The organism is Clostridium chromiireducens, from assembly GCF_002029255.1.
Classification (GTDB): Bacteria; Bacillota; Clostridia; order Clostridiales; family Clostridiaceae; genus Clostridium; species Clostridium chromiireducens.
In genome coordinates this window covers 40,624-54,886 of the sequence record NZ_MZGT01000015.1, presented here as the reverse complement: position 1 = coordinate 54,886, position 14,263 = coordinate 40,624, and the positions used below count along the sequence as shown (strand labels likewise).

16 protein-coding genes are annotated in these 14,263 nt (G+C 30.3%); 4 read left to right on the top strand and 12 right to left on the bottom strand.

Going from position 1 to position 14,263, the window contains the following annotated elements:
* Positions 1 to 178: 178 nt before the first annotated feature.
* A complete protein-coding gene (locus CLCHR_RS07065; RefSeq protein WP_079438994.1) occupies positions 179 to 544 on the bottom strand; it encodes an arsenate reductase family protein in 366 nt (121 codons plus the stop codon).
* A gap of 291 nt (positions 545 to 835) precedes the next feature.
* Between CLCHR_RS07065 and CLCHR_RS07060 the strand changes: the two genes are divergently transcribed.
* From CLCHR_RS07060 to CLCHR_RS07050, 3 genes are all read left to right on the top strand, one after another.
* Entirely contained in the window at positions 836 to 1,876 is a 1,041-nt protein-coding gene (locus tag CLCHR_RS07060) for a galactose ABC transporter substrate-binding protein (protein WP_079438993.1), read from the top strand.
* A 380-nt stretch (positions 1,877 to 2,256) separates the two neighbouring features.
* Positions 2,257 to 3,081, top strand: coding sequence for an ATP-dependent sacrificial sulfur transferase LarE (gene larE / locus CLCHR_RS07055; RefSeq protein WP_079438992.1), 825 nt, complete (start codon positions 2,257 to 2,259; stop codon positions 3,079 to 3,081).
* Positions 3,082 to 3,210: 129 nt separating this feature from the next.
* Positions 3,211 to 4,134 carry an AEC family transporter gene (locus tag CLCHR_RS07050; protein WP_079438991.1) on the top strand — a complete coding sequence of 308 codons (924 nt, stop codon included), beginning with the start codon at positions 3,211 to 3,213 and terminating at the stop codon, positions 4,132 to 4,134.
* Positions 4,135 to 4,220: 86 nt separating this feature from the next.
* Here the strand turns inward: CLCHR_RS07050 and CLCHR_RS07045 are convergent, their stop codons facing one another.
* From CLCHR_RS07045 to CLCHR_RS07020, 6 genes are all read right to left on the bottom strand, one after another.
* Positions 4,221 to 5,225, bottom strand: a complete 1,005-nt coding sequence (locus CLCHR_RS07045; RefSeq protein ID WP_139376216.1) for a BMP family protein — start codon at positions 5,223 to 5,225, stop codon at positions 4,221 to 4,223.
* A gap of 79 nt (positions 5,226 to 5,304) precedes the next feature.
* Positions 5,305 to 6,246: an ABC transporter permease gene (locus CLCHR_RS07040; protein WP_079438989.1), complete on the bottom strand. Its 942-nt coding sequence runs from the start codon at positions 6,244 to 6,246 to the stop codon at positions 5,305 to 5,307.
* The gene (locus tag CLCHR_RS07035; RefSeq protein WP_079438988.1) at positions 6,246 to 7,319 is read right to left on the bottom strand and encodes an ABC transporter permease; all 1,074 of its coding nucleotides are present in this window, start codon (positions 7,317 to 7,319) and stop codon (positions 6,246 to 6,248) included. Before CLCHR_RS07035 ends, CLCHR_RS07040 begins: the two co-directional genes overlap by 1 nt.
* Positions 7,316 to 8,851: an ABC transporter ATP-binding protein gene (locus tag CLCHR_RS07030; RefSeq protein WP_242965999.1), complete on the bottom strand. Its 1,536-nt coding sequence runs from the start codon at positions 8,849 to 8,851 to the stop codon at positions 7,316 to 7,318. Before CLCHR_RS07030 ends, CLCHR_RS07035 begins: the two co-directional genes overlap by 4 nt.
* 299 nt (positions 8,852 to 9,150) lie before the next feature.
* The gene (locus tag CLCHR_RS07025; protein WP_079438987.1) at positions 9,151 to 10,173 is read right to left on the bottom strand and encodes a 5'-3' exonuclease; all 1,023 of its coding nucleotides are present in this window, start codon (positions 10,171 to 10,173) and stop codon (positions 9,151 to 9,153) included.
* A gap of 152 nt (positions 10,174 to 10,325) precedes the next feature.
* On the bottom strand, positions 10,326 to 10,547 hold the full coding sequence (locus CLCHR_RS07020; RefSeq protein WP_079438986.1) for a hypothetical protein: 222 nt from the start codon (positions 10,545 to 10,547) through the stop codon (positions 10,326 to 10,328).
* A gap of 160 nt (positions 10,548 to 10,707) precedes the next feature.
* Between CLCHR_RS07020 and CLCHR_RS07015 the strand changes: the two genes are divergently transcribed.
* Positions 10,708 to 11,076, top strand: a complete 369-nt coding sequence (locus tag CLCHR_RS07015) for an HsmA family protein (RefSeq protein WP_079438985.1) — start codon at positions 10,708 to 10,710, stop codon at positions 11,074 to 11,076.
* A gap of 59 nt (positions 11,077 to 11,135) precedes the next feature.
* Here CLCHR_RS07015 and CLCHR_RS07010 read toward each other — a convergent pair whose 3' ends face one another.
* From CLCHR_RS07010 to CLCHR_RS06990, 5 genes are all read right to left on the bottom strand, one after another.
* Positions 11,136 to 11,495 (bottom strand): hypothetical protein, encoded by a 360-nt coding sequence (locus tag CLCHR_RS07010; RefSeq protein WP_079438984.1) that lies wholly within the window; start codon positions 11,493 to 11,495, stop codon positions 11,136 to 11,138.
* A 279-nt stretch (positions 11,496 to 11,774) separates the two neighbouring features.
* Positions 11,775 to 11,981 (bottom strand): alpha/beta-type small acid-soluble spore protein, encoded by a 207-nt coding sequence (locus tag CLCHR_RS07005; protein ID WP_079438983.1) that lies wholly within the window; start codon positions 11,979 to 11,981, stop codon positions 11,775 to 11,777.
* 231 nt (positions 11,982 to 12,212) lie between these two features.
* The gene (locus tag CLCHR_RS07000) at positions 12,213 to 12,392 is read right to left on the bottom strand and encodes a hypothetical protein (protein ID WP_079438982.1); all 180 of its coding nucleotides are present in this window, start codon (positions 12,390 to 12,392) and stop codon (positions 12,213 to 12,215) included.
* Between the two features lie 283 nt (positions 12,393 to 12,675).
* On the bottom strand, positions 12,676 to 13,230 hold the full coding sequence (locus tag CLCHR_RS06995; protein ID WP_079438981.1) for a GNAT family N-acetyltransferase: 555 nt from the start codon (positions 13,228 to 13,230) through the stop codon (positions 12,676 to 12,678).
* Between the two features lie 133 nt (positions 13,231 to 13,363).
* Positions 13,364 to 14,017, bottom strand: a complete 654-nt coding sequence (locus CLCHR_RS06990; RefSeq protein ID WP_079438980.1) for an HAD family hydrolase — start codon at positions 14,015 to 14,017, stop codon at positions 13,364 to 13,366.
* Positions 14,018 to 14,263: the final 246 nt, after the last annotated feature.

Here is a 14,263-nt window from a genome sequence, read left to right as displayed (position 1 = left end):
TAACTTCTTTTGTATACTCATATAATAACATAATATTACAAAATAATCTATACTTATTAATAATAATTATCCTGTATTTTTTCGACATTTATATAAATAAGAGCCTATTCTCCATAAGCTCTTATAAAAATGAAATTTAATTTTTATAGCCTTTTAATAAAAAACTCCCCGAACTATTTTAACGTTTTAGAAGCGCTTCATTCCATAAACTTTCATCTCTAAATCCTACAAGAACAGAATTTTCTCCTACTACAATTGGTCGTTTAACTAACATTCCATTTGTTGAAAGAAGTTTTAATTGATCTTCTTCAGAAAGTTCCTTAAGCTTTTGGCTTAAATTCATTTCCTTATACAAAGTTCCACTCGTGTTGAAAAATTTCTTAATTGGGAGCCCACTCTTTTTTATCCATTCTTGAAGCTCTTCCATGGTTGGATTATTATCCGCTATATGTCTATCCTCATAATCAACTTTATTCTCATCTAACCATTTTTTTGCACGCCTGCAAGTTGTGCACTTTGGGTATTCTACAAATAAGTAACTCATCACTTTTCCTCCATCTCTTACTAATACTAAATTTCAAATAAATATTTAACTAATTATATTCTATTTTTTTTAACAATTCTATACATTTTTTAATTATTTATTCCTTCTCGCGTACTCATATTTCCATATCTTTTCTTGAGGAATTAATGTAAATTTAAAATAATATCTAGAATCCTTTTCAGCTAATATACTAATATAATTACCAAATGATTTATTAAATAAAATTCAACTTAAAAGTTAAACTAAATATTAATAAAAAATATATTTATTAAATATGCTTGGAGGATTTAAATGAAAATATTAAATAAATTATTACTATTATTAACGGTATTCATATTATTTTTTCGTAACATTGAAAACACATCATATGCTTATAATTTCTCAATTCAGAAGCCAATACGAGCTGCTGTATTTTTAGATAATTTTAATGATTTATTTATCTCAGCTGCAAAAGAAAGCTTAGAAAATATTCAAAAAGAAAATCAAAATTCAATCGAATTTACTTTTTTTGATTCAAAAGGAAACCAAGTTACTGAGAATGAAAATATTGATATTGCACTTAATGAGAGCTTCGATCTTTTTGTTGTTAATCCAATCACTACTAAAGTTGAAGAAATTGAAAATACACTAAATAAAATTATGAAATCTAATATTCCGTTAATTATCTATCTCCCTGCTGTTTCATCTATTATGAACGTTATTCGACCTTATCAAAGAGCTGTTATTATAACTGGAGATGTTGAACAAGGTGGTATTTTAGAAGGAAAAGTTTTAGCAGATGCATGGAATTCTAACAGAGAAATTATGGACAAAAACAGTGATAATGTGATGCAATATGTGATGCTTCAAGGAAAGTCAAATAATATATCTACCATTGCCAAAACTAAATACTCTATACGGGCACTTAATGAAGATGAAATTAAAACGCAAGAACTTTTATCAACTGTTTGCAATTGGAGTAAAGACTGTGCGAAAACTACAATAGAATCTTCATTTCTAGCTCTTGGTAATAAAATAGAAGCAATAATATCTAATAATGATGATATGGCCATAGGAGCAATTGAAGCACTCCAAAAATATGGTTTTAATAAAGGCGGTAATTCAAAATTTATTCCAGTTGTAGGCATTGGTGCTTCATTAAAAGCTAAAGAACTAGTTGATAAGGGCTTTATGACCGGTCTTATAGTTGAGGATCTGCAAACTCAGGCAAAAGCTATTTATGAGGTTGGAATGAATCTAGTTTATGGTAAAAATCCTATTAGCGGCACAAACTTTAAATTTGATGAAACAGGAATTACAATAAAAATACCTTATTACAAATATACAAAATAATAATATATTGAATTAGTATATAGTATGAACTTAATTTTTTAGAACATATAAAATTTAAGAATTCTATTTCGCGATTATAAATTTGTTAAAAGAGTAATATCCATGACTATTTAAATAAATGGTTAATATATAATAGACATTTATTTTATTAAAATCCATTACTTGACATAAAATAATACATATTATATGCTATTATCATAGTATACCCGTAGGAATATTCGTTTTGTCATTTCAAAATATCACTTCTCATAAACACTAATATTGAAAAAATAATTGTGCTTTTTACCTAGAAAACCAAGTAAATATATATGTAAAGTCTAATAGTATTTCGATATTTATTTACTATTATTAATATTTAAAATAAAATAGGAGGAATGAATATGTTACTTAAAGAAAAATATAAATTACTTAAGGATATTATTAAGAAAAGAGAAAGTGCTGCTATAGCTTTTTCCGGAGGTGTAGATAGTACTTTTCTTTTAAAAGTGGCAAAAGAAGTTTTAGGTGATAATGTAATTGCTGTTACAGCAACCTCTTCAACTTATCCAAAAAGAGAATTAAATGAAGCAATAAAATATGCTAAGGATGTTAATGCTAAACATCTTGTAATTTCCTCTGAAGAATTAGAGATTGAAGGCTTTGCTATGAATCCAAAGAATAGATGTTATTATTGTAAAAAAGAACTCTTTACAAAAATAAATAATCTCGCATTGGAAAATGGAGTTAGATATGTGTTCGATGGTTCAAACCTTGATGATACTGGAGATTACAGACCTGGTATGGTGGCCGCCAAGGAGCTTAATGTTATAAGTCCACTTAAAGAAGCTGGATTAACTAAAAATGATATACGCGAATTATCTAAGGAACTTGGACTCCCGACTTGGGATAAGCCTTCGTTTGCTTGTTTATCTTCTAGGTTTCCTTATGGTAACAAAATTACTTTACCAAAACTAACTATGGTCGATAAAGCTGAACAGTTTCTATTGGATTCAGGTATAACTCAAGTTAGAGTAAGGCATCATGGAGAAATTGCAAGAATTGAGGTAGCCCCAACTGAAAGAGAGAAATTTTATAATCAAAAATTTATGGATCGTATAGGTAACGAATTTAAAAAACTAGGTTTCACATATGTTACTTTAGACTTACTTGGATATAGAACTGGAAGCATGAATGAAACTCTATCCGAAGAGGACAAACTATTGTAAAAGTTTATCTATCTATACTAACCATTATAACTGTATACCTCTACTATTCTAATTTCCAGTATAACTCTTGCACAATATTTTAAACTTATGAATAATATGAATAATACGTAATTAGGAGGTATCATAATAATGGAAATACCAACTATTATGAATAGTATTATTTCTTTGTTCTTAATAATTTTAGTGGGCGTATATGGAAGTAAAAAGGGAATTATAAATAGTAAGGTAACCAAAAGCTTAACAGATATACTATTAGATATTACACTTCCCTGCATGATTATTTCATCCTTTAGCTTTCAATATGATCCTGGTGTTAAAATTAATATTCTTAAGACCTTTTACTATAGCTTTTCAGCATATGCTATAATTGGAATTTCGTCCTTTATGTTAATGTTTCCAGTAAAAAATGAAAAAAGGATTATATTACACTTTGCAAATATATTTACTAATACTGGTTACATCGGTTTTCCTGTACTAAATGCAGTATATGGGCCTGAGGCGGTTATGTATGGTTCAATTTTCAATATCTTTTTCACGATTCTTCTTTGGACCTATGGAGTTATGATATTTAAAGGAAATATAGAGAAAATGAATCTAGCAAAGGAAATGTTAAAAGCACTTAAAAATCCCTCACTTATTGCTGTTTACATTGGAGTATTCATAATGATCTTCGATCTAAAACTGCCAGAGGTAATTTCAGCAAGTGCTAATTCTATCGGTAACATGACAGGACCTTTATCCATGATAATAGTTGGTGCACTGTCTTATAAAATAAAATTAAAGGAATATTTACGAGACTGGACCCTATACTATGGCCTAACTGCTAAACTAATCATAATCCCAATAATTTTATATTTCATATCCCAATTAATAAATGACAGAACTATAGTTTCAAATTCTGTTATCATTCTTGCTTCAATGCCTGCTGCAGCAATGACTTCCATATTTGCAGACAGCTTTAACATAAAGAGAGAATATGCATCTGTATTTGTAGTTGCTACTACTTTATTTTCTATATTTACCTTGCCTGTACTTTTGAAAATAATCATGTAAAGTATCCTAATCATGAAACAAAAAGTATATATAAAAGAGAATTCACCTAAGTGAATTCTCTTTCTGCAATAATACTTAATTTCAATTTATTTCTTAACGAATGTACCTGCTTTAATTTTATCTACTATTTCTAAATATTTAGCTTGAACATCTTTTGGTACTTTATCACTAAATGTCCCAACACTTAAACACCCATTTTCAATATTTCCATAAATAGTTTTCTTACCAAACTTACCATTTATAATATCATCCATACATAATTTTATCATTGTCGCATTATCTGTTAATACACTAGAAATAACCACTCCTGATTTATCATCTTTTGCTAGATCACTTGGTTGACCGATATCAAACGTATTGGGATGACCAGCTAATGCTTGACGCGCACCTGAGTCAACTGCACTTGCATCACCAAACATTACATCTACATTGTTTGTTGTTACCATAGAATTTGCGATTTCCATTCCTTTTGCAGTATCACTAAATGAACCAGCATAAGCTGCTGAAACTTTGATGTTAGGATTAACAACTTTTGCTGCCGCTTCATAACTTGCAAGTTTTGCTTTAGTAGTATCTAATTCCATACCTCCAATAAAACCAATATTGTTTGTTTTACTCATAAGCCCTGCAAGAGCACCTGCCATTTGCCCTATTTGATCGGCATCTGGTAAAAGAGATACTATGTTGTCTGTTTCAATTGTACCATTTAATAATGCAAAGTGCACATCAGGATAATCTTTTGCTACTTCTTTTACTGCATCCGAGTATTGATTACCAGGTGCAAAAATTAAGTCATATCCCAAATCTGCATAAGATCTTATACTTTGAGCAAAATCTGCTGTTTTAAGACCATCAGTATATTGAGTTTCAAACCCCTTTTCTTTTGCAGCTGCTACCATAGCATTGTAACATGCTGCACCCCATCCACCATCTGAAATTGTTGAGTCTGCAATCATAGCAACTTTATAAGTTTTCTTTTTTGCATCATTTGATTCCTTAGCTGATGTATCAGCAGTTTTCGAGGCACCACACCCAGTTAATAATGCAACTAATGTGCACATTGCTAAAAATAATGATAATAATTTTTTCATATTTGTCCCCTCCATTTGTTTATTGATTACTTTTTATCTATATTATTGTAGGTAAAACCCATAATTTAGACATCTCATATTAACGTTCTTCTCTGAAATATGGTTTTCCATTTGCTTTTGGACCTGCTTTTTTGATTCCAAAGAATGCTAAAGCAAATAATGTACATAAATATGGAATCATTGCCAGAAGCTGATAAGGTGTCCCCGAACTAGCTATCTGCATACGTAACTGAAGAGCATCGGCAAATCCGAATAATAATGCAGCAAGCAGCACTCCACCTGGCATCCATCTTCCAAAGATTACTGCAGATAATGCTATAAATCCTCTCCCTGAAACTACCCCATCTGAATATGTGTTAATGTAGCATGTTGTAAGGTATGCGCCTCCAATACCTGCCAAAGCTCCACATATGATGCATGCAATATATTTCTGTCTAATTACATGGATTCCTAAGGACTCTGCCGCTTTAGGAAATTCACCAACAGCTTTAAAATTTAATCCTGCTTTTGTCTTATTTAAAAATATTGCAGTTATAGGAACCATTAAGTATGTAAAATAAACTATCGGTGTATGATTAAAGAATACTTTCCCTAGTATTGGTATACTTGATAATAAAGGAATAGTTAATGGATCCATCAATGCACCTTGTATTAATGTCGAATTAACACCAAAATAAATTTTATAAATAAATGACGCTATTGCAGGTGCAAATATATTAATTGCCATACCATATACTATCTGTTCTGCACAAAGATGGATTACACAAAAAGCATAAATCATATTCACAACTACGCCTCCAACTGCTCCTGCTAAAATTCCAAGGTAAGGATTCCCAGTGGTATAACCTACTAAAAATCCAATTAAAGCGCCGAAGGCCATTATGCCATCAAGACCAATATTTACAAGTCCAGCACGTTCTGAATAAAGTTCAGCAAGTGCAACTATAAGAATAGGTGTTGCCATACGAACTGTTGATAAAAGCAATTCCTGAATAAATCCTACATTAAATATATAACCCATTATCCTTCCACCACCTTTGCTTGTTTCTTTGATGTTATATTAATAAAAAATTGTTTAACCCTAGGAAGGTTAACAAGTGCACTTCCTGCTACTGCAAAAACAATAACTAATGCTTGAATAATGTCTATTACCGATGTTGGCATTCCTGTCCCTACCTGCATTGTATTTGCTCCAGTACGCAGTACTGCAAAAAGATATGCTACGAGAACAGTTCCTATTGGGTTTAGCTGACCAATAAGGGCTATTGCTACACCATCAAAACCATATCCAGTTCCAAAACCAGCCATTAAACGATATTGAACACCGTGAAGTTCAACGCTTCCACCAAGTCCAGCTATCGCTCCTGAAACAATAAATGCTAAAAGCATGTACCTTTTAACTGAAAAGCCATTGTACATTGAAGCTGTGTCATTTAAACCTACTGCACGAAGTTTAAATCCTTTTGACGTATAAAATAGGAAGTAATATATTATAATAGCTAAAACTATGGCTATTATAAACCCTGCATGGACATTTGATCCCTCAAATATTCGTCCTAATTTCAAATTATCATCAACTGCTTGTGTTTGTGGAACACTGCCTTCTCTTAATGGCCCAGAATAAAGATATCCCATAAAAAGTATTGCTACATAATTAAGCATAATGCTTACTATCATTTCATTTAGACCTCTTGTGATCCTTAAGATTCCTGGAATAGCTCCCCATATTCCACCTACTATGATTCCAAGTATCAAGCTTAATATTATAAGTGGAACTCCTGATATTCCTTTTACAGTTATTGAAACCCATATACTAGTTACAGCTCCCATAACAAACTGGCCTTCTGCTCCTAAGTTAAAAACTCCACATCTATATGCAAAGGTTGCTGCTAGTCCTGTAAAAATTAATGGAGTAGCTTTAACTAACGTCTTTCCAATGTTTGCAGAATTCCCAAGGGCTCCTTTAAATAAATAAGTAAATGCTTCACTAGGATTTCCTCCAATACCAGCAATCAATATTGCACCAACTATAAAAGCAAATATCATGGCTATAATTGGTATTAAGATTTTTATTAAAATATTATTTAATTTCATACTAATGCTTCCTCCAAGCTCTCTTTAGTTCTTCCAGCTATAGCAAGTGAAATTTCATTAATCAGAGGATTTTCACCTGAAAATGTGCCTACAATCTTTCCTTCAAACATTACTATAATTCTATCTGACAATTTTAATACTTCATCAAAATCAGCACTTATAAGTAATACCCCACAGCCTTTATCTCTAGAATCTATCATCTTATCATGAACATACCTTGTAGCACCTATATCAAGTCCTCTTGTAGGGTGAACCGCTACTAATAAATCCGGATTTTCTTCCATTTCTCGTGCAAGGATAACCTTTTGCTGATTTCCACCTGAAAGATTTCTTGTTTCTTGTTCTACTGAGTCACATCTAATGTCATATTTCTCTTTCATTTTATTTGCATACTCAGTTATTGCTTTCTTCTTTAAAAATAATCCATTACCTAAGGAGAATTGTGCTTTTTCAGTGGCTTTAAGGACAATATTTTCCTTTATACTCATATTTCCTACTAGGCCCATCTTATTTCTATCTTCAGGCACATGGGAAACATTTGAGTTAATAAAATTCTCTGGCAAGAATTTTGAAATCTTCTTTGACTTCAAAAAAACTTGTCCATTATCTGGTGAAATAACTCCTGTTATCAGTTGAGCCAACTGAGATTGACCATTCCCATCAACGCCTGCAATACCAACTATTTCTCCTTTACCAATAGTGAGTGAGATATCGCATAACCCATTATGTTTTGATTTCTTATTATAATCTACATGTTCTATAGCGATAACATCTTGTGTTGTTTTTTTAACTTTTTTATATTCGCTTTGAACCAATTCTCGTCCTATCATAAGACTTGCAAGTTCTTCTGAATTTGTTTTGCTTTTATCCAAAGTTTTGATTGTCTGACCCGCTCTAAGAATAGTAATTCTATCACTAATTTCTAGAACTTCTCTCATCTTATGAGATATAAAAATGACAGATTTCCTTTCACTTGTAAGTTTTCTGATAATTTTAAATAGTCCGTCAACTTCTATGTCTGTTAGAGCTGCTGTAGGTTCATCTAAAACCAAAAGCTCTGCTCCTCTATATAAAGCCTTAAGTATTTCTACTCTCTGCTGCTCACCTACTGAAATTTCAGTTATTTGTTTATCTAGCTCTACATTCAATTCATATTTTTCAGCTAATTCCATAATTTCTTTCTTAATAGTATCTTTTTTAATAAAAATAGATTTGTCTTTTGTAGTTCCTAAAATTATGTTTTCAAAGACTGTCATAGCCTCAATAAGCATAAAATGTTGATGAACCATTCCAATTCCCATATTAACTGCCTTTGCAGGAGAATCTATTTTCACTTTATTTCCATGAAGATATAAATTTCCTTTAGTTGGCTGGTATAGGCCAACAAGAATATTCATGAGTGTGCTCTTTCCTGCGCCATTTTCACCTAAAAGAGTATGAACCTCACCTTCATTTACTATTAAATTGATATCCTTATTTGCAAAGACATCACCGAACCTCTTCGTTATATTTTCCATCCTAAGAAATTCCACTCTATTGCCCCCCAATTTAATACTTTATTAAAATAAAAAAAGCCTTACTCCATAAATTATGGAATAAGACGCCCTTGTCTAATTTAAACTGTATTAATTTTTTTTACTCTCACTAAACTATATTGACATTATATCTTGCCAATCTTTTCTTGTCAATCTTTTTTATGATCAAACTTATTTATACGATAATTTGTACTTCATAAACTATTTAATTCAGAATATATTTAACAAAACCCAGAAAAATCTTTAACCGAGAGTAGTTTAATGGAAAATCCGCTCTTTTAAGTCAAATGAGCTTATTATTTTAATAAGCTCTGAAATCCCAATTCCTCGAATGTACTTTTCATAACATCTTCATTTATTTCAAGATTCAATTCATCTGCAATAACACATTCGAGTTCCTCAATATCACATTTTATAGTCGCTAGCTTTTTAGAAAGAAAAGCAGCTTTTTTTCCTACTAGTTTTGTATCCGATTCTTCAATTAATCTTGATAAAGGTGAACGAGAAATTCCTAGTTCTTTAAATGTTTCTTTAATTTCTTTTTCAGAGGAATTTTCAATAAAATCATATATTCCTTCCACTGTCTCAAATTCTTGAAGCAATGGAATAACTGATTTTTCGCCTACTCCACTTATTCCCGGAATATTATCCGAAGGATCCCCCTCAATTGCTTTTCTATCTATTATTTGAATTGGATCTACACCATAGAAGTGCTTTACATAATACGGCGTATATTCAAATATACCGCTAGGTATATTTAACTGTTTATTATCTACTCCTAGCTGACTATACATATCAGAACATTTTGAAGTTATGAGCCAAACCCTTATGTTATCATCTGCAAGCTGCAGACAATCCTGATCTTTTGTCCAAATAGTAACTCTCATATCCTTTTGAAATTTCTTTGATAATGTACCGATTATATCATCAGCTTCATATTCATCAAATAAAAACTGTGCTATTCCCATGTCTTTTAAAACTTTCTGAGCTAAAGCAAACTGGTTGCCAAGCTCACTTCTAAATTCTTTTCTATGTCCTTTGTAGTCGGGAAATAATTCTTTTCTAAATGTAAATTCCTTAGTACGATCCCAAGCCACAACCATATGGGTAGGCCTTTGATTCCTAATTACTTTAAGCATTGCTGCCATCATTGTAAAAACACCATTTGTAAATTCCCCTTGAGGAGACTGGCGTATTTTATTTAAATATTTATCCTTTTCTTCATCAGTTTTAGCAAATTTATATTCCTTTGGAAGATTCCCAAAGAAACAGCAAGATAAAAGGGATGACCCATCTATCAAAAGTAAATGTTTATTCATAATAACGCTCCTCATTTTTCTTAAGCTATAGATAACCAAAGTATAGCTTAAAGTTATAGACAAATCAACTGATATTAGGCGCATGAAAAAATCCTCGATAATAAATTACTTATCAAGGATTTTAACGATACTATAGAATTTCAATTTATTTGCTACTTTTGAAAATCACCATACTTAGCCGCGTTCTTCCACGTCTTATGATGCAAAGAATTATGTTTCCCGTCTGTCTTAATATTTCTTGCTTCTTCTCTAATCATTGCTCTCGCAATAATTCTAAACTTTTTAAAATCTTCTTCTGTTACATCCTGACCAAGTAAATTTTTTGTTATTAAGTCGCTAGTTTTTTTATTAACAGCTCTATCAAATCTATTCATTTTATCTGCTCCTATACTTAATTTTAAATTATAAGAATATTATTAACTTTATAACTATAATTTATCCTTAAATAGTTTAGAATATTAAGTATAGAACTAAGTAACAATATTATTATGGTAGTTTAATTATTAAAATTCATATACATTTGGAGGTATTTATATGTTAGTTTATGCAATTGTATCTATTACATCAGCTCTAATATTTTACACAGTAGGTGTGTGGAGCGAAAAAGTGCAAGGCGGATTAAAAAGATGGCACTTATTTATATTCTATCTAGGATTAATATTTGATACTTTAGGTACAACATTAATGGGCAAAATCGCTAAAGGTGGTTTTGAATTTAATTTTCATGGTATAACAGGCTTACTAGCAATAATTCTTATGCTCTTTCATGCACTTTGGGCTACTATTGTTTTAATTAAGAATGATAAAAAAGCAAAATTAAATTTTCATAAATTTAGTATTCTGGTTTGGACTATTTGGTTAATTCCTTTTATTTCAGGTGCAATCCTAGGAATGTCCCAATAATAGAGTTTAATTCAATGTTTCTTTTATCATAATTAATGCATTTTTCTGTTTTCACAAGATCAATGTGAACTAGATTTTTCTTCAATAGGTATTCTCTTGTATGCCTCACCATTTACGTAAATAGTTACTGTATCATGGCCTGAATCTTGTATCTCTTCACCAATGAAAAACGGTATTAATGTCTGTATGCAAAATAAATCTTCATATCCAGGTTTACGGCCTATTTCAATAAAAAGTTCCGCAGAACCTGGATCTCTCACATAGGTTCGAGTACCCGGATATTTATCAACTACCTTAGCTTGATCGCATGGTGTAGGAAGTTCACCCATGATAAGTACATATATTATTCCGTCTTTTCTATATGCTAGCGCCTCATCTAGTGATCTCATCATTCGATAATATGACTTACTTCTAAACATTCTTTACTCTCCTAAATTTATTAATACTTCATATTATGAGTGTGAAATTCAATAGTTACTTAAAACGGTTAGAACAGCATAAATAAACCTGTTGAAGCAACTTTAAATTATTGTACTTGGAGGGGTTCAATTGAACTTAACTTGCTTCAACAGGTTTATATTATATAAAAATGCCATATATAATTAATTATTTTGTATATAGGACATTTTATACATAATTAATTATAAATGTGAATGCACCAAGAATTTTCTTAGTGCATTCTTATTAATTATTTATTTTTATAATCCTTGTTCGTAACTTTCTATCATTCTTTTTACCATTTCTCCACCAACGCTACCATTTTGTCTTGAAGATAGGTTTCCTTTGTCAATACTTTGATAGTCTGAGAATCCAATTTCTGAAGCTACTTCAGTTTTTAATCTGGTTAACCCTTGTTTTGCTTCTGGTACTAAAACTCTGTTTGTTCCACTATTACTTGATGCCATTTGAATCTACCTCCTCAATTTTATTTTGCTTGGCAGTAATATATTAACCACTATACAAAAATATAATCTATTAAATTATTAGTAAAAATAGCATTGATAGCTTGCATTAGTTAACTTTAGCAAATCTTCCTTTCATAGAAGAGTTTTTTGAATTTTGTAGATTGATAATATATCTTAGCTAAGCAAAATTACAATTAGCTTAGTTTTTTCAATAATATATTCCTTTTATAATTAATCTATTTTTTTCTTTATGAATTCATTTAAAACCTCACTAAATTTCTCATCAAGTTGCTTATTTTTATAAATAGATTCCTTATATTTGCTAACTCCTTTAAGCATTACAGCTATAACTATGAACAACAAAAAAAAATTAATGCATGTCAAAATAATTCCGTTATAATCAAATCCCATATTGTCCTCCACGATTTAATCATATTAATCCTATAATATTTCTCAACTAATATAAATGTATATGATAATTATTTGATTATATTCATAAATCGAGAAATATTTCCGGAGTAGGTATTACCAAAAATAAAATATCATATAATAGAAATGTACCCTTAATAATAATTATCTCTCTTCAACACTGCCCCTTTTGTGGGGCTTTTTTTTAAATAATATGCTTTCCCTTATAACTCAAACTTTATTACTGAATAGTTTTCAAATCTAGTAAATGAATTAATAATTAATTTTACCTACTCTCAAGACTTACAAAATAATCATCATATGTCATAACTTTTCTATTGACTGACTCATATCCCATTTTACTTAAAGCTGCAATTCGTTCAATATTTTCCGGAATAGCCTTTATAAGAATAACCTTAACATCAAAGGCTTTGAAGAAATATTCATTAACAATTTCTAATATCTCACCTATAATTTGTTGACGTTCGTAATCACTTTGTAAGTCAATTCTTAATATACCATAGTGATTAAATTCGTCATCTGCAATTCTATGAAACATTTCAATTGTGCCAATTTTTTCTTTTGTATTATTTAGAATCACTGTCCATCTTACAAAATACTTGTTTTCATAAGAAAAATTCCAGAAATCAATTGCTTTTTTCATTCTTTCAAGAGTTTTGTAGTTAAAATTATCTCCATGACAGTTATCAGAATTAAAAAATGGGACAGCTTTTTCATCGGAATAACATTTTAATAATTCCTCTGCATCTTCCATTGTTGTTTGTCTTAATGTAATAAGATCCTTTGTATATATAGGACATTCTTCATAAATATCTTTCATTAATATACCCCTTCGAAAAATTTCATTGATATATTCCCTGTAATTTTATTATATTTTTCATAAAAAAGATGCGTCATTAAATAGCCCCTCCTGAATTAATAATAGGGTTTAATAAATATTATTTCGCACATTTCTAACAAGCAATTATTTCCAACAATTCTTGTGGTCTATCTATTATATGATCTGCACCTTTCGCCTCTAATATTTCTCTATCTCTAAATCCCCATGTTACACCTACACACAAAACTCCAGAATTTTTAGCAGTTTTAACATCAACTTCTGAATCCCCTACATATATAGCTTTATCTGCAGTAGATTTCAATTCATCTAAAGCTTTAAATACTGTATCAGGAGATGGTTTTTTAGATACACCTTCTGATTCTCCAATTGCTACTTTTATATATTTTTCAAAATAAACCTTGTTAAGTTCCTTAACTGCATTATCAAATTTATTTGATACTATTGCGATTTTATAATTTTCTTCTGATAGTTGTCCCAAAAGTTCCATAATTCCTTCATATGTATCAGTCTTATTTTGCATATTAATAGAATAGTGACTCCGAAAATCTTCAAGGCATTTTTCATACTTGGGATTATTAATTCCATCTGGTATTGAAAGCTCCATTAAACGTGCAACCCCATTACCCACAAAGCTCCTAATCTCTTCAACTTTTCTACATGGAAATCCATACATTCTTAATGCAGCATTAACGCTATCAGCTAGATCCTCAAGTGTATTAAGCAAAGTTCCATCTAAATCAAATATAATAGTATCATACTTTTTCATCCCTAATACCTCCCCTTAAACTATATTAATTTTCTTATCTTTTAATCAAATACAAATTTAACTCTATTATCATTCTTCCATATCTTTCTTAATTCATCAATACAATTATTTGTATGGCTAAATTTAATTTAATTATAACATATTTTGTAAGCCCATCTCATAAAATTCTTTTCTAATATTTTTCAATTCAGCCACTGTATCCTTTATCTTTATATGTTTACAACATATCTATTAGTTTTAGCGAGA